This is a genomic window from Azospira oryzae (assembly GCF_004217225.1).
GTDB classification, from domain to species: Bacteria; Pseudomonadota; Gammaproteobacteria; order Burkholderiales; family Rhodocyclaceae; genus Azospira; species Azospira oryzae.
Map to the genome: position 1 here is coordinate 1,904,318 of NZ_SHKM01000001.1, position 20,319 is coordinate 1,924,636.

The following is a 20,319-nucleotide window of genomic DNA, read 5'->3' on the forward strand; positions in this document are numbered from 1 at the left end:
AGGACTCCTTAGCGGACGCCGACCATCTGCAGGTGTTCCACCACCGGCCCCAGGGCCAGGGACGGCAGGAAGGTCAGGGCGCCGACCACGATCACGGTGCCGATCAGCAGCACCACGAACAGGGGCGTATGGGTCGGCAGGGTGCCGGCGGACGGGGGAATGCGCTTCTTCGCGGCAAGGGAGCCGGCGATGGCCAGCACCGCGGCGATGATGGTGAAGCGGCCGAAGAGCATGGCCAGACCCAGGGCGGTGTTGTAGTAGGGCGTGTTGGCGCCCAGGCCGGCGAAGGCGCTGCCGTTGTTGTTGGCGGCGGAAGAGAAGGCGTACAGCACTTCCGAGAAGCCGTGGGCGCCGGGGTTGAAGACGCCCGCGGCACCCGCCTCCAGCATCAGGCTCAGGGCCGTGCCCAGGAGCACCGCCAGGGGCGTGGCGAGGATGGCCACGGCGGCCATCTTCATCTCGTAGGCCTCGATCTTCTTGCCCAGGTATTCCGGGGTGCGGCCGATCATCAGGCCGGCGACGAAGACGCCGACGATGGCGAACACCAGCATGCCGTAGAGGCCGGAACCGACGCCGCCGAAGACCACCTCGCCCAGCTGCATCAGCCACATCGGCACCAGGCCGCCCAGGGGCGTGAGGGAATCGTGCATGGCATTGACGGCGCCGCAGGAGACGGCGGTGGTGACGGTGACGAAGAGGGAGGTGGCGCTGATGCCGAAGCGGGCCTCCTTGCCTTCCATATTGCCGCCAGCCATCAGCTCGCTGCCCTGGGTGGCCAGACCGAGCCGCTCGAACAGGGGGTTGCCGGCCTGCTCGGCCCACACTTCCACCGCCAGCAGGGCCACCAGGATGGCGGTCATGGCAGCGAGGATGGCCAGGCCCTGGCGCAGGTCGCCGACCCAGCGGCCGAAAGTGAAGCAGAGGGCGGCCGGGATGAGGACGATGGCCAGCATCTGCAACAGGTTGGAAACCGGGGTCGGGTTCTCGTAGGGATGGCTGGAATTGGCGTTGAAGAAGCCGCCGCCGTTGGTGCCCAGGTGCTTGATGGCGATCTGGCTGGCCGCCGGCCCCAGGGCCAGGGTCTGCTCCCTGGCGGTGGCTGCTTCCAGCACCGGCTTGCCCGCGGCGTCGAGCACGGGCTGGCCGTCGGCGCCGACCTTGGGTTGTTCGTAATCCACCGCCTGGGTCAGGGGCACACTGGCGTAGGGCGCCACGCTCTGCACCACGCCCTGCCCCACCAGCGCGAGGGCCAGGATCAGGGACAGGGGCAGCAGCACGTAGAGGGTGGAGCGCACCAGGTCGATCCAGAAATTGCCGATGCCGCCGGCCTCCTTGCGCTGGAAGCCCCGCATCAGGGCCACCACCACGGCCATGCCGGTGGCGGCGGAAAGGAAGTTCTGCACCGCCAGGCCGAGCATCTGGGTCAGGTAGCTCATGGTGGTCTCGCCGCCGTAGGCCTGCCAGTTGGTATTGGTGACGAAGCTGACAGCGGTGTTGAAGGCCAGGTCCGGCGTGGTGTTGGCCATGGCCTGGGGATTGAAGGGCAGCCACAGTTGCAGGCGCTGCAGGGCGTAGACGGCGAGCACGCCGAGCAGGCTGAAGGCCAGCACGGCGCCGGCATAGCGGCGCCAGCCCATGTCGTCGCCGTGGCGCACGCCGGCCAGGCGGTAGCAGAAGTTCTCCAGCGGCCGCAGCCAGGCCACGAAGGCCGGCAGGTCGCCCCGGTAGATGCGGGCCATGTACAGCCCCAGGGGCCAGGCCAGGAGAAAGAGGACGGCGAAGAAGAAGCCGTACTGCAGCAGGAGGTTGGCGTTCATGAGAAGTCCTCCGGGTAGAACAGCACGGCCAGCAGATAGGCGAAGAGGCCGCCGGCCACCGCCAGGGCGATCAGGTAGAGGGGCGCCATCACGACCTCCGCAAGCGGTCGAAACAGGCCACCAGGCCGGCCGTCAGGGCAAAGAAGCCGACGGCCAGGCCGATGTAGAACAGGTCCATGGAAATCCTCCGTATGCAGATGGAACATCACGCTCGAACTGTAGGCGGGGAGGAATCAAGACCTTGCTAAAGCTGGGGAGGGCCTCGTTAAGATGGCGTAAAGACGCCGGACCGGCTTCAAGACCTGGCTGAGAAGGCAATAGGGACGGCCATCTTCAGGCAGCCATAGCCGAAATGCCCGTCCTTGCTGCCTCTCAGCCGAGGCGATGAGAGCAGAGACAACGTGCGGGAAGGAGGAGCGCAGGCCCGGGCGGGGCGCCATGACACCCGGCGGCAAGAGGAAATGAAGGACGACGGGGGCCAGCCGCGACACTGCCTTCGGACGGGGCTCTCCGGGACCGGCTACGCCGAAAGGAAAGGGACGGGCGCCGCCAACGGCGCCGCTGCGGCGGTTCTAACGGAAGGAACCGGAGCGCCTCAGCCCCGGGGCAGCAGGCGCTCCAGTTGCTGGGCGAAGGCGTGGCGGTCGGACTGGCTCATGGCGGCAGGGCCGCCGGTCTCGACCCCGGCGGAGCGCAGGGTGTCCATGAAATTGCGCATGGAGAGGGCAGCCTGGATGGAGCCCTTGTCGTAGGGCTCGCCCCGGGGCGTCAGCACCCGGGCGCCCTTGGCGATGACTTCCGCCGCCAGGGGAATGTCGGCGGTGATGACCAGATCCCCCGCCGCCACCCGGGCGACGATTTCGTTGTCCGCCACGTCGAAGCCCTTGGGCACCTGGATGCTGCGCAGGTAGGGCGAGGGCGGCGCGTAGAGGGCCTGGTTGGCCACCAGGGTGACCAGGATTTGGGTGCGCGTCGCCACGCGGAAGAGGATTTCCTTGATGGCCTTGGGACAGGCATCGGCATCGACCCAGATTTGCATGGTCAGCGGGTTCCGAACGGGAGAATGGCCGGCAGCTTACCGCAAGCGCCCCCAACTGGCAGCGGGGCGGGCCGGATTCCGTCCGCCGCCCGGAACCGGGACCGGGGAACTTCGCCGGACGGGAGTGCCGCTGCCGCCAGCGGATGGAGACCCGCCGGGGGAGCTGCGGCGGCGGTGTCGGCAGACAATCCCAAAAGAAAAAGCCCGGCTTCAAGCCGGGCTTTTTTGCAGCAGATGCTGGCAGGGGCGAATTACATGCCCATGCCCATGCCGCCCATACCACCCATGCCGCCCATGTCGGGCATGCCGGCGGCGGGCTTGTCTTCGGCCAGCTCGGCCACCATGCAATCGGTGGTCAGCATCAGGCCGGCGACGGAAGCGGCGTTCTGCAGAGCGGTGCGCTCGACCTTGGTGGGGTCCAGCACGCCCATTTCCACCATGTCGCCGTACTCGCCGGTGGCGGCGTTGAAGCCGAAGTTGCCCTTGCCTTCAACCACCTTGTTCACCACCACGGAAGGCTCGTCGCCGGCGTTGGCAACGATTTCGCGCAGGGGCTGTTCCAGGGAGCGCAGCACGATCTTGATGCCGGCGTCCTGGTCGTGGTTGTCGCCCTTCAGGTTGCCCAGGTTGGCGCGGGCGCGCAGCAGGGAAACGCCGCCGCCGGGGACGATGCCTTCTTCAACGGCAGCGCGGGTGGCGTGCAGGGCGTCTTCGACGCGGGCCTTCTTTTCCTTCATTTCGACTTCGGTGGCAGCACCCACCTTGATCACGGCCACGCCGCCGGCCAGCTTGGCCACGCGTTCCTGCAGCTTTTCGCGGTCGTAGTCGGAGGTGGCGGCTTCGATCTGGGCACGCACCTGGGCCACGCGGGCCTTGATGGCGTCTTCGGAACCGGCGCCGTCGATGATGGTGGTGTTTTCCTTGCCCACTTCGATGCGCTTGGCCTGGCCCAGGTCATCCAGGGTAGCCTTTTCCAGGGTCAGGCCCACTTCTTCGGAGATCACCTGGCCGCCGGTCAGGATGGCGATGTCTTCCAGCATGGCCTTGCGACGGTCGCCGAAGCCGGGAGCCTTGACGGCCACGGTCTTCAGGATGCCGCGGATGTTGTTCACCACCAGGGTGGCCAGGGCTTCGCCTTCCACGTCTTCAGCGATGATCAGCAGGGGACGGCCGGCCTTGGCGACTTGTTCCAGCACGGGCAGCAGGTCGCGGATGTTGGAGATCTTCTTGTCGAACAGCAGGACGAAGGGATTGTCCATGACGGCAATCTGCTTGTCCGGGTTGTTGATGAAGTAGGGGGACAGGTAGCCGCGGTCGAACTGCATGCCTTCGACGACGTCCAGTTCGTTATTCAGGGACTTGCCGTCTTCAACGGTGATGACGCCTTCCTTGCCGACCTTTTCCATGGCATTGGCGATGATGGTGCCAATGTCAGCGTCGGAGTTGGCGGAGATGGAACCGACCTGGGCGATTTCCTTGGTGGTGGCACAGGGCTTGGAAATCTTCTTCAGCTCTTCGATGGTGGCGGCGACAGCCTTGTCGATACCGCGCTTCAGGTCCATCGGGTTCATGCCGGCGGCCACGTACTTCATGCCTTCGCGCACGATGGCCTGGGCCAGCACGGTGGCGGTGGTGGTGCCGTCACCAGCCAGGTCGGAGGTCTTGGAAGCGACTTCCTTGACCATCTGGGCGCCCATGTTGGCGAACTTGTCCTTCAGTTCGATTTCCTTGGCCACGGACACACCGTCCTTGGTCACGGTGGGGGCGCCGAAGGAGCGCTCCAGCACCACGTTGCGGCCCTTGGGGCCCAGGGTCACCTTGACCGCGTCGGCCAGGACGTTGATGCCTTCGACCATGCGGGCGCGGGCGGAATCACCGAATTTGACTTCTTTAGCTGCCATTGAAATTCTCCAGAATCTGTTGAATGGGAAAGGGGGAGAGGCTTAGGCCTCGACCACGCCCATGATGTCTTCTTCGCGCATGACCAGCAGTTCCTGGCCGTCCACCTTGACGGTCTGGCCGGCGTACTTGCCGAACAGGACGCGGTCGCCCACCTTCACGTCGGGGGCGTTCTGCTTGCCGGAATCGTCACGCTTGCCGGGGCCAACGGCCAGGACTTCACCCTGATCGGGCTTCTCACCGGCGGAATCGGGGATGACGATACCGGAAGCGGTGGTGCGCTCAGCTTCGACGCGCTTGACGATCACACGGTCGTGCAAGGGACGGATTTTCATAGGGATAGCTCCTTGTAACGAAGTTATTGCAGGGATTCAGGGGCCTGTCGGCCCGGTCAGGCGGGGTGGTGAAGGCCTGGCCTGTTAGCACTCACCCCGAGCGAGTGCTAATAATAGGGGCGCCCCCCTTCGATTTCAAGGGCGGCCAGACACAATTGTTGTCCCCAGGTATGGCGAGAGGCAGAAAATTGCCGGGGGAAGGAAGCTAAGCAACTGATCCAAAATACAAACATCCACCCAACCCACGGAACCGATCAATACACCCTCCGGTAGGCGCCAGAGCCCAATGGCAGGATCAGGACAGGGACAGGACGGCGCCTGCCGGCGTGATGGGCGGGTAGTCCCCCTCCCCATCGGGCCAGGGCGTCAAAATCTCGAAACCGGTTTCGGTCACCAGCACCATGTGCTCCCACTGGGCCGAAAGGGAGCGGTCTTTGGTCACGACCGTCCAGTCGTCAGGCAGATGGCGGATGGCGGCGCCGCCCGCATTGAGCATCGGCTCAATGGTGAAGATCATGCCCGGCTCCAGTTTCAGCCCCTTACCGGGCTGGCCGTAGTGGGGCACATGCAGGTCGTCGTGGTAGACCGTGCCGATGCCGTGGCCGCCGTATTCGCGAACGACGCTGAAGTTCTCCCGCTGGGCAACGCTCTGGATGGCGTGGCCGACATCGCCAAGGGGGGCCCCCGGACGGACCTGCCGTATACCTGCCCGCATGGCTTCATAGGTCGTGCGCACCAGGCGCCGGGCCAGGATGCCGGGGTTGCCGACCAGGAACATCCTGCTCGTATCGCCGAACCAGCCGTCCTTGATGACGGCAACGTCGATGTTGACGATGTCCCCGTCCTTCAGCTTCTTGTCGGACGGAATGCCGTGGCAAACCACATGGTTTACCGAAGCGCAAATGGTCTTGGGGTAGCCGTGGTAGCCCACATTGGCAGGAATCGCCTGCTGCACATGGACAATGTACTCGTGGCACAAGCGGTCCAGCTCATTGGTGGTAACTCCCGGCCGGATATGGCCGGCAATCATCCGCAGGACATCGGCAGCCAACATTCCGGCGCGTCGGGCCATGGCAATCTCGGCCTCCGCCCGGATGGGTACGGCTCGCGCTGCGCTCATGCCGCCTGCGCCACCGCTGCATCCTTGTCGGCAGAACTGCCTTCAGCCTGCCGTTCCGCCTGAATCAGCAACTGGCAGATATCAGCGTAGGCCAGGTTCGGGTTGAGTTCCGCGAGCATCCCCACACGTAGCCAATGTTCCGCTTGCGCGTTGATGGAACGGCTCAAGGCGCCGCTGGTGAGACGCAAATTTTCGTGCATCTGCTCTGAAATTTTGACGATTCCCATGACACCTCAAAATATACGATTCATATACGAATCGTATACTAGCAAAAATATGTGTGCTCTGGCCCATCCTGCCCCCCCAGGTCCGGGCCGGGCTTTGCGGCGATTCCCGGACTCGCCCCCGGGCCTGGGCCGCCCCTATAATGGCAGGCTTCCCAGTCCCGCTGCGGGGCCCCGGACAGCCATGCGCCCCTCGCCGGTGGCGGACGACGGCCCGGCGGCGGCCCCGCCAGATTCCGATGCAGCCCATTCGCCTGACCCTGCTTTGCCTCGCCGCCTGTCTTGCGGCCTGCGCCGCGCCCACTGCCCCCACCGTCGTCAGCGCGCCGCGACCGCCGGCCCCGGCCCGGCCCAGCGTGCCGCCCCCGGCCGAAGTGGTGGCCACGCCCCAGGCCCCCAGCGTCTATTTCTCCCCCGGCGATGCCGAGGTGCCGCCGGCGGCGGCGCCCCTGCTCGACCAGATGGCCGAGGAGCTGCGGGCCGACCGGCTGCGGCGCCTGGTGCTGCGTGCCCACACGGACCACCTGGGCAGCAAGGAGTACTGCCTGGCCCTGTCGGAGAAATGGGCCTCCCTGGTGGAGGCCGCCCTGGTACGCCGTGGCGTCCGCGGCACCCAGATACTCATCCGCGCCCGGGGCAGGGAACTGGCGCCGGCCTGCGACAGCGAAGCCTGCCGCAGTTCCTGGCGCCGTGTCGAACTGGTGCTGCAGCCCTGACCCCCCTTTGGCGGCCATGCCGCCGGCCCGCCCTCCTCCCTGGAATTCCGCCATGCCCATGACCTACGAAGAGTATCTGGACGAAGTCACCACCCTGATCACCGAGAAGTACGACCTGGAGGACGAGGCGGCCATCGCCCTGGTCATGGCCGCCCAGGACAAGGAATACTTCTGCCCCCACGACGACGATCCGGCCCTGCGCAACCTGGAGCAGGCCCACGCCGATGCCCGCAAGCTGTTCAAGGAACGGCAGAACTTCCTCGCCTAAAAAAATATTTTTCACAGCGGCACCGCTCCGGAACGTCCGTCACCCCCCTGACGGACACCCGCCGGACCAATACCGGCGCCGTTCTTTCCGCATTTGCACCACCCCCTCCCCCTCCCCGTCCGCGGTTAATCGCGGACGCGGCCACCTGGGCTGCCAAGCCCAAAAACCGAATCAAAACAGCGCTTCCGCAATTTACGCATTGATGAATCGATTGCACCAGACGACATGAAACACCCCATTGCAACGGCATAACCGCCAAGAAAAATTGACGCAGCGCACAAATCGTTTTTCCATTAAATCATTCACTTACCGAGACTCGAAATTCTTCCGTCCTGACGCAAAAAGTTCTCATTGGAGTAAGGGAACTGTAAGTCTTCGGGGACATAGTTCGGCTCCATGGCCATTCCTTCGATTGGCCCGGAGGTTTTTTAGGAGGAGACAAATGAGTCAACAAGAGCTGACCAAGCGGATTCGGGCAAACCCGAAATTCCACGAGCTGAAAAGCAAGCGCAACGTCTTTGGCTGGACCCTGACCGTCATCATGCTGCTGGCCTACTACGGCTATATCGCCATCATCGCCTTCGACAAGGCGCTGCTGGCCCAGAAGCTGTCCGAAAGCGGCGTCATGACCGTCGGCATTCCCGTCGGTGTCGGCCTGATCCTGTTCACCGTCGCCATCACCGGCCTCTACGTCCGCCGCGCCAACAGCGAGTTCGATGCCCTGACCGAGCAGATCGTCCAGGAGGAAATGAAGAAATGAAAAAACTGACCAACACCCTCGCCCTCGCCGGCCTGGGCCTGCTCAGCTCCCCGGTGTTCGCCGCGGCGCTGGAAGGCCAGGCCGAAAAGCAGGCCACCAACTGGACGGCCATCATCATGTTCGGCGCCTTCGTGCTGCTGACCCTGTGGATCACCAAGTGGGCAGCCTCCAAGACCAAGACGGCGGCTGACTTCTACACCGCTGGCGGCGGCATCACCGGTTTCCAGAACGGCCTGGCCATCGCCGGCGACTACATGTCCGCCGCTTCCTTCCTGGGTATTTCTGCCGCCGTGTTCGCCAACGGCTACGACGGCCTGATCTACTCCATCGGCTTCCTGGTGGGCTGGCCCATCATCATGTTCCTCATGGCCGAGCGCCTGCGGAACCTGGGCAAATTCACCTTTGCCGACGTGGCAGCCTACCGCTTCCAGGCCACGCCGATCCGCGCTCTGGCGGCTTCCGGCACCCTGGTGGTGGTGGCCTTCTACCTGATCGCCCAGATGGTGGGTGCCGGCCAGCTGATCAAGCTGCTGTTCGGCCTCGACTACTGGATGGCCGTGGTGCTGGTCGGCATCCTGATGATGGTCTACGTGCTGTTCGGCGGCATGACGGCCACCACCTGGGTGCAGATCATCAAGGCCGTGCTGCTGCTCTCCGGCGCTTCCTTCATGGTGTTCATGGTGCTGGCCAAGTACGGCTTCTCCCCTGAAGCCCTGTTCGCCGACGCCGTGCGCATCAAGACCGACCTGGCTGCCAAGGGCCTGCTGGCCAAGGCGCTGGAAACCGATCCGAGTGCCACTGCCGAGACGGTCGCTGCCGCTGCTGCCGCCAAGGGTCAGTCCATCATGGGCCCGGGCTCCTTCATCAAGGATCCCATCTCCGCCATTTCCTTCGGTATGGCCCTGATGTTCGGTACCGCCGGTCTGCCCCACATCCTGATGCGCTTCTTCACCGTGCCGGATGGCAAGGAAGCCCGCAAGTCCGTGTTCTGGGCCACCACCTGGATCGGTTACTTCTACATCCTGACCTTCATCATCGGCTTCGGCGCCATCGTGCTCGTCGGTACCAACCCCGAGTTCCTGGATGCCAAGGGCGTGCTGAAGGGCGGCGGCAACATGGCGGCTATCCACCTGGCCAACGCCGTGGGCGGCAACGTGTTCCTCGGCTTCATCTCTGCCGTGGCCTTCGCCACCATCCTGGCTGTGGTTGCCGGTCTGACCCTGTCCGGTGCCTCCGCCGTGTCCCATGACCTCTACGCTTCCGTGTTCCGTCACGGCAACGTGGATAGCGCCACGGAAATGCGCGTGTCCAAGATGACCACCGTTGCCCTGGGCATCATCGCGGTGGTGCTGGGTATCGCCTTCGAAAAGCAGAACATCGCCTTCATGGTGTCCCTGGCCTTCGCCATCGCCGCATCCGCCAACTTCCCGGTGCTCTTCATGTCCGTGCTGTGGAAGGATTGCACCACCAAGGGCGCCTTCTACGGCGGCTTCCTGGGCCTGATCACCGCTGTGGTCCTGACTGTCCTCTCCAAGTCCATCTGGGTCGACATCCTGGGCAACAAGACGGAAATCTTCCCCTACGCCTCCCCGGCCCTGTTCTCCATGGCTGCCGGCTTCATCGGCATCTGGCTGTTCTCCCTGATGGATCGCAGCGAACAGGCCGCCAAGGAACGCGTCGCCTACCTGGATCAGGAAATCCGCTCCGAAACCGGCATCGGTGCCGCAGCGGCCTCCTCCCACTAAGAAGCAAACCGACCCACCTCACAGCCCGGGGCTTGCCCCGGGCTTTTTTTTTGCCCGTCCGGTTCCCCCATTTTGAATATTAGAAAACGCTGAATTTGCATATAATGGGCGCCGGCCTCATTCCGGGCCATCCCGACAAGAAGCAGCCCAAGTCCGACCCCGCCGCGTTTATTCCGGCCGCCCGTTATACGGAACCCACCGCCATGACCCACACCGCCCCCACGCCCGCCCGGCTCTCCCTCTTCCCCGTTTCCTTCTTCTCCACGGTGATGGGCACCGCCGGCCTTGCCATCGCCTGGCAGAAGGCCCACCTGGTCCTGGGGGCGCCGACGGAAGTGGGCCAATGGCTACGCTGGCTGGCTACCGCCGTGTGGCTGCTGACGGCCCTGGTGTACGGCCTCAAGTTCCTCACCCACCGGGTCGCCGTCCTCGGCGAATGGCGCCATCCGGTGCGCATCAACTTCTTCCCCACCATTTCCATCGGCCTGCTGCTGCTGGCCATCGCCTGGGCCGAGGACGCCCCCGGCCTCGCCGCCCCGATCTGGGGCCTGGGCGCCGGGCTGCATCTGGCATTCACCCTGGCCATCATGGGCGGCTGGCTGCACCACACCCACTACGAGATCAAGCACGCCAACCCGGCCTGGTTCATCCCGGTGGTGGGCAACATCATCGTGCCCGTGGTCGGCGTGCGCTTTGCCCCGCCGGAGTTGTCCTGGTTCTTTTTCAGCATCGGGCTGGTGTTCTGGCTGGTGCTGCTGACCATCGTCATGTACCGGCTCTTCTTCCATGAGCCCCTGCCTCTGCGCCTCACCCCCACCCTGTTCATCCTCCTGGCGCCGCCCTCGGTGGGTTGCGTGGCCTGGATGAACCTGACCGGGGAGGTGGACGCCTTTGCCCGCATCCTGCTGCACACGGCCCTGTTCCTGGCCCTGCTGCTGTTTTCCAATGTGCTGCGCTTCCTGCGCGTGCCCTTCTTCCTCTCCTCCTGGGCCTATTCCTTCCCCCTGGCGGCAGTGACCATCGCCACCCTGGCTATGGCCGGCCGCACCCACAGCACCTTTTTCAGCGCCCTGGGCATGATCCTGCTCTCCATCCTCAGCCTGGTCCTGGGCCTGCTCATCACGCGCACCCTGGTGGCCATCCGCCGCGGCGAAATCTGCCAGCCCGAATGAGGCCGGCGGCGGGCCGCCCGGGCCTGCCCCGCCTTACAGGGCGTCGCTACCGCCCAGTTCCCCCACCTCGTTGGCCCAGGCCATGGCCATGATCATGGCCCGGTTGGTGGCCTCCGCCTCCAGGCCGGCGGCCTGGGCGGCGCTTTCGATGCGGGCCGACTCCAGGCTCTCGCAGGCTTCCGCCACCTCCAGCAGCTGGGCGTAGGGCCCCTGCCGCTGCAGCAGGGCCTGCTTCACCGCCGGCGGCAGGGTCAGCTGCCCCACCACTTCGGCCAGGGGCTGCTGCAGCAGCCGGTCCAGCAGGGAAAAGGAGCCGCACAGGAAAAGGGCATCGTGCTCGGCCGGCGGGAAGCGGCCGGCCCCCAGCAGTTCCATCAGCCGGCCCCGGGTCAGGGCGTGCTCCACCACCAGCCACTCGCCGAAGCCGCCGCCCTGGGGGGCGAACAGAAGCAGGGACAGCCAGCGGTAGAAGCGCCCCAGGCCCAGCACCACCAGGGCATGCTCGATGGAGGAAACGGGCGTGGTCAGGCCGATGCCGGGGGAGTTGATGTAGCGCAGGATGCGGAAGGAAAGCAGGGGGTCCTGCTTCAGGGTTTCCGCCAGCTCCTTGTTCTCCGCCTCGTTGCGCACCAGGTTGAGCAGCTGGATGATGCGCATGCGGGAAGCGGCACCCTTGGCCGGCGCCCAGGCTTCCTTGAGGGACACGGCGCGGCCCTGGAAATAGTCGAAGCCGCGCTGGAAGCAGAGATTGAATTCATCCGCCGTCTGCACGTTGTCGGCGATGAGGTGCACCGTGTGGCCGTCCACCGTCTTCAGGGCGTAGGCCAGGTTGCGCAGGCGCTCGCCGTCGAAAGCCGCCACATCCACCGCCACGTAGTCGAGATGGGGCCGCAGGGCGGCCAGGGCGGCCTTGTCCGGCGGCACGTACATGCCCAGGAGAAAGCCTTCCTGGCGCAGCCGCACCAGGGTCGCCGGCGGCGGCAGGGCCTCGGCCTCCACGTCGGGCGGCAGGGCCAGCATGAGCACCGTGTTCTGCCGCGGCAGGCGGGCCAGGGCGGCCGAATCCAGGGCATCGGGACTGACCGGGACAAAGGCCAGGCGCTGCCCGAGCACCCCGGATTCGCCGGAGGCCAATGCCAGTTCGTGGAACAGGGCTTCCTGCAGGCTGCGCTGGACGACGGCGCTGCGCCCGCCCAGGCGGGAAGCGAGGCGGGCCTCCAGATTGAACTCGTAGGCGGCCACCCGCTGTTGGCGATTGACGATGGGCTCGCGCCGCACGAAGGAATGGCGCTGCGCCTCCCCCGTCAGGGGAGCAACCGGCGGCGTGGCGGGCGCGGCCGCGCCAGAGGCGGCAGGGGCAACAGGCGCGGCAGCCTCGGCGGCGGCCGGCACTTCGCTGCGGGAGCGGAACAGGCGGGAAAACATGGGCGGGCGGCTCCTCGGATGAAGCCGTCATTCTAGACCGGGAAACCCGGCTGCGGCAGGATCAGGCCGAGGGTTGGCGGGCCGCGCGCCAGAGGCTGGCCACCGCCGGCGAGAGCCGCTCGATGACGACGCCGCGGCGCTCGGCGGCGACGACGCAGAGGGCCAGGCCGTCCGCATCCACGGTCGTCACCTCGGAGAGGTCGATCTCAGCCACCCCCATCTTGTCCAGGGCGTGGAAGAAGTCGTTGCGCAGGGACAGGTTGAGGGCGCCAGCGATGCGCATCACCTTGCGTCCGGCCAGGGTGTGCATGGACAGCACGGAGGCGATGCCATTGCGCAGCGAGTCCTGGATCGCCCCTTCCAGCTGGATCTCGGAAGCCGGCCCCAGGTCGAAGCGCACCCCCACCAGATCGCCCAGGCCGCGGCTGATGACGATGGGCACGGTGTCGATGCCCATGCCCTGGAGCGCGAACTCCAGGCCGAAGCGGTCGCCGATGGCCAGGGGCAGGTCGGTGCGCAGCAGGGCGCCGCCGAGGGAAACATTGTGCAGTTCCGCCCGCAGGTTCTGGCCCTGGTGCCCCACATAGGCCGGCAAGGGCTTGGCGAAACGGATGCGGACGTGGCGACGCTGTTCTTGCATGATGGGCTGGGCGGGGGACGGTGGGATTCGCGCTATTATCGCCCCAAAGCCCCTCCCCGAACGCCGAATAATGCGCATATTCCACCGTAGTCCCTCCGCCACCGGCCGCCTGGTGCTTGCCCTGTGGCTGACCCTGCTCTGCAACCCGCTCCACACCTACGCCGCCGGGCAGATGCCGCCGGATACGGCCACTGTCCTGCCTCCCGAGATCACCCGTGCCCTCAACGCCGCCGGCCTGCCTCCCGGCCAGTTCGCCGTCGCCGTGCAGGCGGTGGACGCTGCCGCGCCGCGCCTGCTGCACAACGCCGCCCGCCCCATGAACCCGGCCTCGGTGATGAAGCTGGTGACCACCTACGCCGCCCTGGAAAAGCTGGGCCCGGCCTACACCTGGAAGACCGAACTGCGCGGCGACAACGCCCCCCGGGACGGCCGCCTGGAAGGCAATCTCTACCTGGTCGGCAGCGGCGACCCGGCCCTCACCCTGGAACGCTTCTGGCTGCTGCTGCGGCAGCTGCGGGACCGGGCCGAGGTACGCCAGATCGGCGGCGACCTGGTGGCCGACCGCCGCGCCTATCGCCTGCCCCCCTTCGACCCCGCCGCCTTCGACAACGAGCCCCTGCGGGCCTACAACGTCAATGCGGATGCGGCCCTGGTGAACTACACCGCCCTGCGCTTCACCCTGGTGCCGGACCTGGCCGCGGGCAGCGTGCGCCTGGTCCAGGAAGTGCCCCAGGAAGGCCTCGCGGTGAACGCCCGCATCGCCCCCGGCGCCGGCGAATGCGGCGACTGGCGCGAAAAGCTGACGGTGCGCTTCGACCCCGCCGGCAAGCGCCTCGACATCGGCGGCACCTTCCCCCTGGTGTGCGGCGAAAAACCTCTGCACCTGGCCCCCCTGACCGGCGACGCCTATCTCGCCGGCCTCTTCCGCCCCCTGTGGCGCGAACTGGGCGGCCAGTTTGCCGGCCAGGTGCGGGAAGGCCCCGCCCCCGTGGGCGGCGTGCCCCTGCTGCGCTGGGAATCCCCCAGCCTGGCCGAGATCGTGCGCGACACCAACAAGTACAGCAGCAACGTCATGGCCCGTCACCTCTTCCTCGCCCTGGCCGACACCCCGGCCGGCGAGGCCGCCACCCTGGCCGGCGCCCGCCAGGGGCTGCGTCAGGTGCTGGCGGAAAAGGGCCTCAGCTTCCCCGAACTGGCGGTGGAAAACGGTTCCGGCCTCTCCCGGGACGACCGCATCGCCGCCCGCAGCCTGCTGCAACTGCTGCTGACGGCCTGGAAGAGCCCGGTCATGCCCGAGTTCGTCGCCTCCCTGCCGCTGGCGGGCAGGGACGGCACCCTGAAGCGCCGCTTCGGCAACGGCAGCAGCGCCGGCCGCGCCCACCTCAAGACCGGCTCCATCGAAGGCGTGCGCGCCTGGGCCGGCTACGTCACCGACGCCGGCGGCCGCCGCTGGGCCCTGGTGGCCCTGGCCGGCGGGCCCAAGGCCGGCGCCGCCTGGGGCCCGGTGGAGGCCCTGCTGGAATGGGTGGCGAGCCAAAGCCCAACGCCCCAGGCAGCCCCCAGCACCCCACTCTCCAACTGATCCCGCCAGGCCCCGGCGCCTAGGGCGCCGCTGCGGCTGCCGGTGCCAGGGCGGCGGCCACGGCCCGCACCCAGGCCTCGTCGTCCGCCGCCTCGTCCTGCCGCCATGGTCCCTGGCCGAAGCCCCGGCGCCCGGTGGCCAGCCCCAGCTGACGATAGCTCTCGAACTGGGCCTCGTCGAACCACTGGTCGGCGGTGGACTGGTGGGGGAAGTCAGGATGGGTGGCGGCGTAGTTGCCCACGTCCACCGGCTCGTCCCCCAGCACCATGGGTTTCAGGTACACCAGCACGCCGCACTCCGGGGTCGGCGGCATCCCCGCCAGGGCCTGCCGCCCGTCGTCCCAGTAGCGGATGCGCCCCACCGCCAGCCGCTGCCGCGGCGCCGCCCCGGGCAGCAGGGGGCGCACGTCGATGTCGATCTCGGCCCCCAGGTCCACCCGGCACTTGCGGATGGCGTTGCCCAGGTCCTCGAACTGGAAGTCCCGGTCCTGGCCGCCGTCGCTGACCACGATCAGGCGGCAGCGGCGGCGCACCAGTTCGTACAGCCCCAGGTTCTCGAAATGGCCGCCGTCGGAGACATTGACGAAGCCGGTGTCCTCATTGACGCTGCCGAACAGCTCCCGCAGCAGGTACCACAGCCCCAGGGGCGGACTGCTGAGGGCGGCGAACGGTCCTGCCGGATTGGGGCACCAGCGCCCCAGGCGGACATTGAGCAGGGCCATGACGAAGGCCATGGCCGGCTCGGTGTGGTAGCCCATGTTGGGGTTGGCGGCGGCCCCGGAGACGGCCATGGCCATGCCCAGATGGGCGCCCTCCCGGCTCATGTAGTCCCGGCTCGGCGCCAGGAACTCGCGCCACTCGGGGCTCTGGGACGAGGGCGGCAGGAGGAAGCCGCAGCGGTCCGGCGAGAAGATGAAGGGGGCCGCCTGGCGCTGCTGCCATTCCAGGGGTTCGCTGCCGGTGAGGTTGAGGGCGCCGTTGAGCAGGGGGATGGGGCGCTGGGCCGCCAGGTCCTGCAGGGGCAGGTCGTCCGCCGGGTCGAAATCGGTGAAACGGTCGCTGCGCCGCTGCGGATTGGAGGCGCCCAGATAGCAGCGGGTCAGTCGGTTGCGGTAGAACTGGTGCATGGAAAAGAGATTGACGTCGATCCGCGCCGACAGGGCCCAGGCGCCCAGCAGGCAGACGCTGGCCGCCAGCACCACCGCCGCCAGCCCGGGCATGGTTAGGGACGGCGCCAGGAACCAGGGCTGCTCCCCCGCCCCGGCCAGGGTGCGCAGGCCCCATTCCCCCAGCCAGGAAAGAAACAGCAGCAGGCCGCCGATGAAAATGTAGGGGGCCGCCTGCAGCAGCCGCTCCAGCCAGGGGTTGGCCCTCTTGCCGCCGGTGGCCGGGCTGCGTCCGGCGAGGGCGCCGGCCACCGTGCTGATCAGCCAGGCGAGACCGCCCGCCGCCGCCAGGGTCTGGCCCAGCCAGCCGAGGAAGGCGCTGCCGTAGAAACTGACCAGGGCCACCAGGGACCAGCCCAGGCCGATGCCGATGGACATGCCGCCGGCCCGGCCGGCCCACTCCCGCGCCAGTTCGGCCAGGGCCCGCTTCATCAGGCCGATGTGCAGGGCGACCGCCAGGCAGAGGAACTCCCACAGGACGAAGGCTCCCAGCCCCACCGCCAGCCAGGGCCGGGACGGCGGCGGCAGGGCGGCGAGGAGGCGCACATAGCCGTAGACCAGGACGGCAAGCAGGGCCCCGGCGGGCAGGGCTGCCGCCAGGGAGACACGGAAGGCGGTGCCGCCGCCCCGGGGCAGGGGCAGGTCGAGGCCCGCCGCCAGCAGCCACAGCAGGGGGTAGGCCAGGACCAGGGCGGCCCACAGCGCCCCGTCGCCGCCGGCCAGGGCCGGCAGCCAGGTCCCGTCGTTGAACAGGGCGGCGGCCAGCAGGGCCGCCAGCATGCCCGGCAGCACGGCGCCGCGCAGCACCTGCCCCTGGCTCGGCCCGGGACGGGACGATCCGTCGCCGGCGGCGGCCGGGCGCCGGTACCAGGTCATGCCCCGGTACAGGCCCCGGGCGGCGACGGCCAGCAACAGCAGCACCGCCCCCCACAGCCAGGGCGCCGGCGGGCCGCCCTGCCACAGGGCAAGAACGACGCCCCGCGGCAGGAACAGCAGGCCGAGGAGGAAGAGGATGAAGACGCTCTGGGTCAGCAGCAGGTTGCGCGACAGGTTGGCCACCGCCGCCAGGGTATCCACGCTGAAGAGGCCGAAGCGGGGCGTCAGGTAGTTGCTGTAGCGGCGCAGGAAGGCAATGGCCGGATGCTCGCTGGCGCCGGTGGCCGTCTGGTTGGCGTCGTCCCGGCAGCCACCGGGTTGGCCGGCGGCGGCCACCGAGGGCGCGATGCCGACGGGGCCGGGCTGTTCCAGCTGCCGCACGGCCCGGCGGCTGTCCGCATCGGTACGGTGGATCAGGGCGGAGAGCCAGGTACCGATGTAGCCGCCGCCGGAAACGGTGGACAGGTAATCCACCCGGCGCAGCAGGCGGGCCTCGGCCATGGCCTGCAGCACGCCCAGGGCGAAGGTGGCGCTGCGGATGCCGCCGCCGGACAGGGCCAGGCCGCAGAAAGCCGCCGTGGCGGCCGGCTGGGGTGCCGGAGGCTCGGGCGGAGTCGCGGCGGCTTCGCCGGACCAGGCCTGGACCCGGACGACCCCCGCCGCTGCCGACTCCGATGCTGCCGTCGGGCGCAGACGCCGGGCCTCGTCCTCGAACTGGCGCCAGCTTTGGCTTCGCTCCGGGCCATCTTCAGGCAACAGGGGCGCGCTCATGGTTGCAGCTCCGCGCAGGGCTTGAGCACCTTGCACACGGGGGCGCTCTCCTCCTGGGCGCCGCCGAGGCGGGCCAGGCTCTTGCACGACACTTCCAGGCGGTCGGCCACGGCCTGCCAGGCCCCTTTCAGTTCCTTGCCGTCCACCTTGTTCTGGGGAGCGATGATGTCCAGGGCGGCGACGAAGCCGCGGCGGGAGGCGGAGCCGTAGATGGCATCGGCCATGCCGTCCTCCAGCACGTCGCCCACCTCGGCCAGCAGGCTCACCGGATTGCTGGCCAGCCCCCGCAGGCGCCGGGCGGTGGGCTTGATGCCGGCCTTGACCACGTCGGCCACGGCGATCAGGGCATCGGCCCGCTCCAGGGGATAGATGGCGGCCTTGCGCGCCGCCGGGGTCCACGCCAGGACCGAGCAGGCCTCGTGCAGTTCGGCCTCGGCGGTGCGGATGCGCTGCAGCAGGGCCGGCGCCAGCACGCCCCGGTCCTCGTGCTCCTCCAGGGCCCGGGTGCCGGCCTCGGCGAAGGTCAGCACGACGAAGTGGGCCGCCAGCTGCCGCACCCGGGCGCCGTCGTCGCCCTGGCCGGCATCGCCCAGCATCCTGGCGCAGGCACTGTTGTCGGCGACGGCGGTCTTGCCGCAGACCAGCTTGAGAAAGCTGTCCTGCACTTTTTCCAGCCCCTTCCTTTCCTCTGCGGCGCCGGCGCCGGCGGCACCGAGCAAAAGGCCCAGCAGGGCAAGGCAAAGGGAATGGCGGAAGGCGGCGATGGCAGAGGGATGCATGGCGTTCTCCTTGGCAGCGAATGGGCCGACGGGTCGGGAAAATCCATTATGGATAACCGTAAGGGTTTTTCCATTAAGCCATTTGGCATACCCAAAGAATCACGGCGTCAGCCGCCGGCCGCCGGGCCAGTCCCGGAGCGGCTTTCCCTGCACCGCCCCAGGAAGCGCGCCCCCATTGGATGAAAAAGCCCCGCCATCCCTTTAGGGACGCGGGGCCTGGCCCAGCATAGAAATTTCTGCTGACGCCGGTTCAGCACACCACCGGCAGGGGCCGCCACAGCCGGATGCCCTCGGGGCGGACGTCGGCGCCGTAGGCCAGCACCTCCACCCCCAGCCCCAGGACCCGGCGCAGGGTGCGGCCGTATTCCGGGTCGATGTGGTCCGCCGGCCGCACTTCATCCACGTCGCCCCGCTGCACGCAGAAGAACAGCACGGCCCGGTTGCCCTTGGCCACCTCGTCGGCCATTTCGTTGAGGTGCTTGGTGCCGCGCTCGGTGACGGCGTCGGGAAAATAGCCGATGCCGCCGGCGACGGCGGCGGTGACGTTCTTCACCTCCACATAGCACGGCGGGCGCCCTGCTTCAGTCAGCAGCAGGTCGATGCGGCTGCGCTTGCCGCCGCGGCCGTTGTCGCCGCCGTAGGGCACCTCGCCGCGGATCGCCCCATAGCCGGCCAGCTCGGCCACCGCGCCGGCCTCGATGGCTTCCCGCACCAGGGCGTTGGTGCGGCCGGTGTGCAGGCCCACCAGGACGCCGTCCGCCTCCACCAGTTCCCAGGTCCAGGCCAGCTTGCGCTGGGGGTTGTCGCTGGGGGACAGCCACACCCGGCTGCCCGGATCCTTGCAGCCCTGCATGGAGCCGGTGTTGGGGCAATGGGCGGTAACCACGCTGCCGTCGGCCAGTTCGACGTCGGCGAGGAAACGCTGGTAGCGCCGCAGCAGGCGGCCTTCGGTGAGCAGGGGCAGTTGCATGGGGAATGCTCCGGCGGCGGCTCCGGGGCCGCGGCGTGGGCGGGTGGCAGAAAAGGGGAAAGGCTCAGGCCGGATCGCGCCGGTATTCCGGCAGGCGGGCGCCGCAGGCCTGGCAGTAGGCGGCCTCCGGCGCCAACCCTTCGGTCAGGCAGTCCGGACAGGTGCGGCTGCTGGGCGTGACCTGCAGGCGCTGGGCGGTGATCTCGGAGGTGACGATGCCGGTGGGCACCGCCAGGGTGCCCCAGCCGAGCAGCATCATGGCCGAGGAGATGAGACGGCCCACGTCGGTCTTGGGCGTGATGTCGCCGAAGCCGACGGTGGTCATGGTGGTGATGGCCCAATAGACGGCGGTGGGAATGCTGGTGAAGCCGTTGGCCGGGCCTTCCACCACATACATCAGGGTGCCCATGACCAGCACGATCATCAGCACCACCGAGAGGAACACCAGGATCTTGCGCCGGCTGGCCAGCAGGGCGCTGCCCAGCATCTGGTACTCGCCCAGGTAGGCGGTGAGCTTGAGCACCCGGAACATGCGCAGCAGGCGCAGGATGCGTACGTCGATGAGCAGGTGGGCCTCGGGCACCAGCAGCGCCAGGTAGGTGGGCAGGATGGCCAGCAGGTCCACCAGGCCGAAGAAGCTCAGGGCATAGCGCCAGGGCCGGCGCAGACAGGCCAGGCGGGCCAGGTATTCGGCGGTGAACAGCAGGGTGAAGCCCCACTCCAGGGTGGCGAAGAGGTCCTGGTGGCGGGCGTTGAGGCTATGCACGCTGTCGGCCATGACCACCGCGACGCTGGCCAGGATGGCGAAGATGAGGCACTGGTCGAACAGGCGACCGGCCCGGGTCTCCGACTCGAATACCACCGAGTAGAGGCGCAGGCGCCAGCCGGCGAGGGGCTTGCCCAGGGAATCGGCGGCGGAATGGACGGCGGCGGCAGGGCTCATGGGCGGTCGCTTCGGAAAGTCGGGAAACAGGGGAACCAGCCCGCCATCTTAGCGCCGGCCGCCGGCCCGGGGA

The 20,319-nt window shown here is 67.9% G+C and carries 19 protein-coding genes; 6 read left to right on the top strand and 13 right to left on the bottom strand.

From position 1 onward, the window contains the following. Nucleotides 1–8: 8 nt before the first annotated feature. The 7 genes from kdpA to EV678_RS08750 form a co-directional block, all read right to left on the bottom strand. A complete protein-coding gene (kdpA, locus tag EV678_RS08720; protein ID WP_130459197.1) occupies nt 9–1,817 on the bottom strand; it encodes a potassium-transporting ATPase subunit KdpA in 1,809 nt (602 codons plus the stop codon). Next, the gene (locus EV678_RS08725) at nt 1,814–1,906 is read right to left on the bottom strand and encodes a potassium-transporting ATPase subunit F (protein WP_014235400.1); all 93 of its coding nucleotides are present in this window, start codon (nt 1,904–1,906) and stop codon (nt 1,814–1,816) included. The genes kdpA and EV678_RS08725 overlap by 4 nt, the downstream gene beginning before the upstream one ends. 506 nt (nt 1,907–2,412) lie before the next feature. Then, on the bottom strand, nt 2,413–2,856 hold the full coding sequence (locus EV678_RS08730; protein WP_130459198.1) for a YaiI/YqxD family protein: 444 nt from the start codon (nt 2,854–2,856) through the stop codon (nt 2,413–2,415). 251 nt (nt 2,857–3,107) lie between these two features. After that, nucleotides 3,108–4,757, bottom strand: coding sequence for a chaperonin GroEL (gene groL, locus EV678_RS08735; protein WP_014235403.1), 1,650 nt, complete (start codon nt 4,755–4,757; stop codon nt 3,108–3,110). Between the two features lie 42 nt (nt 4,758–4,799). Continuing rightward, nucleotides 4,800–5,090: a co-chaperone GroES gene (locus EV678_RS08740; protein WP_014235404.1), complete on the bottom strand. Its 291-nt coding sequence runs from the start codon at nt 5,088–5,090 to the stop codon at nt 4,800–4,802. Between the two features lie 295 nt (nt 5,091–5,385). Beyond that, entirely contained in the window at nt 5,386–6,210 is an 825-nt protein-coding gene (gene map / locus EV678_RS08745) for a type I methionyl aminopeptidase (protein WP_130459199.1), read from the bottom strand. Next, nucleotides 6,207–6,437, bottom strand: coding sequence for a ParD-like family protein (locus EV678_RS08750; RefSeq protein WP_014235406.1), 231 nt, complete (start codon nt 6,435–6,437; stop codon nt 6,207–6,209). Before EV678_RS08750 ends, map begins: the two co-directional genes overlap by 4 nt. Before the next feature lie 236 nt (nt 6,438–6,673). On the opposite strand from EV678_RS08750, the gene EV678_RS08755 reads away from it, so the two are divergent. The 5 genes from EV678_RS08755 to EV678_RS08775 all read left to right on the top strand — a co-directional run bounded on the left by EV678_RS08755 (nt 6,674) and on the right by EV678_RS08775 (nt 11,095). Continuing rightward, the gene (locus tag EV678_RS08755) at nt 6,674–7,150 is read left to right on the top strand and encodes an OmpA family protein (protein WP_014235407.1); all 477 of its coding nucleotides are present in this window, start codon (nt 6,674–6,676) and stop codon (nt 7,148–7,150) included. 52 nt (nt 7,151–7,202) lie between these two features. Then, entirely contained in the window at nt 7,203–7,418 is a 216-nt protein-coding gene (locus EV678_RS08760; RefSeq protein ID WP_014235408.1) for a hypothetical protein, read from the top strand. Between the two features lie 442 nt (nt 7,419–7,860). Further along, entirely contained in the window at nt 7,861–8,178 is a 318-nt protein-coding gene (locus tag EV678_RS08765) for a DUF485 domain-containing protein (protein ID WP_014235409.1), read from the top strand. After that, complete coding sequence (locus EV678_RS08770) at nt 8,175–9,923, top strand: cation acetate symporter (protein WP_130459201.1); 1,749 nt, start codon at nt 8,175–8,177, stop codon at nt 9,921–9,923. The genes EV678_RS08765 and EV678_RS08770 overlap by 4 nt, the downstream gene beginning before the upstream one ends. Before the next feature lie 203 nt (nt 9,924–10,126). Further along, entirely contained in the window at nt 10,127–11,095 is a 969-nt protein-coding gene (locus EV678_RS08775; protein ID WP_130459316.1) for an SLAC1 anion channel family protein, read from the top strand. A 33-nt stretch (nt 11,096–11,128) separates the two neighbouring features. On the opposite strand, the gene EV678_RS08780 is transcribed toward EV678_RS08775, so the two are convergent. Then, nucleotides 11,129–12,520 (bottom strand): EAL and HDOD domain-containing protein, encoded by a 1,392-nt coding sequence (locus EV678_RS08780; RefSeq protein ID WP_130459202.1) that lies wholly within the window; start codon nt 12,518–12,520, stop codon nt 11,129–11,131. A 61-nt stretch (nt 12,521–12,581) separates the two neighbouring features. Continuing rightward, nucleotides 12,582–13,160, bottom strand: coding sequence for a PilZ domain-containing protein (locus EV678_RS08785; protein ID WP_165397477.1), 579 nt, complete (start codon nt 13,158–13,160; stop codon nt 12,582–12,584). A 70-nt stretch (nt 13,161–13,230) separates the two neighbouring features. Here EV678_RS08785 and dacB point away from each other — a divergent pair, with 70 nt between their 5' ends. Beyond that, entirely contained in the window at nt 13,231–14,742 is a 1,512-nt protein-coding gene (dacB, locus tag EV678_RS08790) for a D-alanyl-D-alanine carboxypeptidase/D-alanyl-D-alanine endopeptidase (RefSeq protein ID WP_130459204.1), read from the top strand. A gap of 19 nt (nt 14,743–14,761) precedes the next feature. On the opposite strand, the gene EV678_RS08795 is transcribed toward dacB, so the two are convergent. From EV678_RS08795 to EV678_RS08810, 4 genes are all read right to left on the bottom strand, one after another. Then, a complete protein-coding gene (locus EV678_RS08795) occupies nt 14,762–17,554 on the bottom strand; it encodes a patatin-like phospholipase family protein (RefSeq protein ID WP_130459205.1) in 2,793 nt (930 codons plus the stop codon). After that, nucleotides 17,551–18,333, bottom strand: a complete 783-nt coding sequence (locus EV678_RS08800) for a hypothetical protein (RefSeq protein WP_130459206.1) — start codon at nt 18,331–18,333, stop codon at nt 17,551–17,553. The genes EV678_RS08795 and EV678_RS08800 overlap by 4 nt, the downstream gene beginning before the upstream one ends. Before the next feature lie 250 nt (nt 18,334–18,583). Beyond that, the gene (gene sfsA / locus EV678_RS08805; protein WP_130459207.1) at nt 18,584–19,303 is read right to left on the bottom strand and encodes a DNA/RNA nuclease SfsA; all 720 of its coding nucleotides are present in this window, start codon (nt 19,301–19,303) and stop codon (nt 18,584–18,586) included. Between the two features lie 64 nt (nt 19,304–19,367). Further along, nucleotides 19,368–20,246, bottom strand: a complete 879-nt coding sequence (locus EV678_RS08810; protein ID WP_130459208.1) for an ion transporter — start codon at nt 20,244–20,246, stop codon at nt 19,368–19,370. Between the last annotated feature and the right edge of the window lie 73 nt (nt 20,247–20,319).

Coding starts and splice junctions, on each gene's coding strand:
- EV678_RS08785 (WP_165397477.1), bottom strand. CDS start 13,160: ATGCAAGAACAGCGTCGCCACGTCCGCATCCGTTTCGCCAAGCCCTTG.
- kdpA (WP_130459197.1), bottom strand. CDS start 1,817: ATGAACGCCAACCTCCTGCTGCAGTACGGCTTCTTCTTCGCCGTCCTC.
- EV678_RS08765 (WP_014235409.1), top strand. CDS start 7,861: ATGAGTCAACAAGAGCTGACCAAGCGGATTCGGGCAAACCCGAAATTC.
- EV678_RS08775 (WP_130459316.1), top strand. CDS start 10,127: ATGACCCACACCGCCCCCACGCCCGCCCGGCTCTCCCTCTTCCCCGTT.
- EV678_RS08730 (WP_130459198.1), bottom strand. CDS start 2,856: ATGCAAATCTGGGTCGATGCCGATGCCTGTCCCAAGGCCATCAAGGAA.
- EV678_RS08770 (WP_130459201.1), top strand. CDS start 8,175: ATGAAAAAACTGACCAACACCCTCGCCCTCGCCGGCCTGGGCCTGCTC.
- map (WP_130459199.1), bottom strand. CDS start 6,210: ATGAGCGCAGCGCGAGCCGTACCCATCCGGGCGGAGGCCGAGATTGCC.
- dacB (WP_130459204.1), top strand. CDS start 13,231: ATGCGCATATTCCACCGTAGTCCCTCCGCCACCGGCCGCCTGGTGCTT.
- EV678_RS08795 (WP_130459205.1), bottom strand. CDS start 17,554: ATGAGCGCGCCCCTGTTGCCTGAAGATGGCCCGGAGCGAAGCCAAAGC.
- EV678_RS08740 (WP_014235404.1), bottom strand. CDS start 5,090: ATGAAAATCCGTCCCTTGCACGACCGTGTGATCGTCAAGCGCGTCGAA.
- EV678_RS08800 (WP_130459206.1), bottom strand. CDS start 18,333: ATGCATCCCTCTGCCATCGCCGCCTTCCGCCATTCCCTTTGCCTTGCC.
- sfsA (WP_130459207.1), bottom strand. CDS start 19,303: ATGCAACTGCCCCTGCTCACCGAAGGCCGCCTGCTGCGGCGCTACCAG.
- EV678_RS08810 (WP_130459208.1), bottom strand. CDS start 20,246: ATGAGCCCTGCCGCCGCCGTCCATTCCGCCGCCGATTCCCTGGGCAAG.
- groL (WP_014235403.1), bottom strand. CDS start 4,757: ATGGCAGCTAAAGAAGTCAAATTCGGTGATTCCGCCCGCGCCCGCATG.
- EV678_RS08780 (WP_130459202.1), bottom strand. CDS start 12,520: ATGTTTTCCCGCCTGTTCCGCTCCCGCAGCGAAGTGCCGGCCGCCGCC.
- EV678_RS08755 (WP_014235407.1), top strand. CDS start 6,674: ATGCAGCCCATTCGCCTGACCCTGCTTTGCCTCGCCGCCTGTCTTGCG.
- EV678_RS08750 (WP_014235406.1), bottom strand. CDS start 6,437: ATGGGAATCGTCAAAATTTCAGAGCAGATGCACGAAAATTTGCGTCTC.
- EV678_RS08725 (WP_014235400.1), bottom strand. CDS start 1,906: ATGGCGCCCCTCTACCTGATCGCCCTGGCGGTGGCCGGCGGCCTCTTC.
- EV678_RS08760 (WP_014235408.1), top strand. CDS start 7,203: ATGCCCATGACCTACGAAGAGTATCTGGACGAAGTCACCACCCTGATC.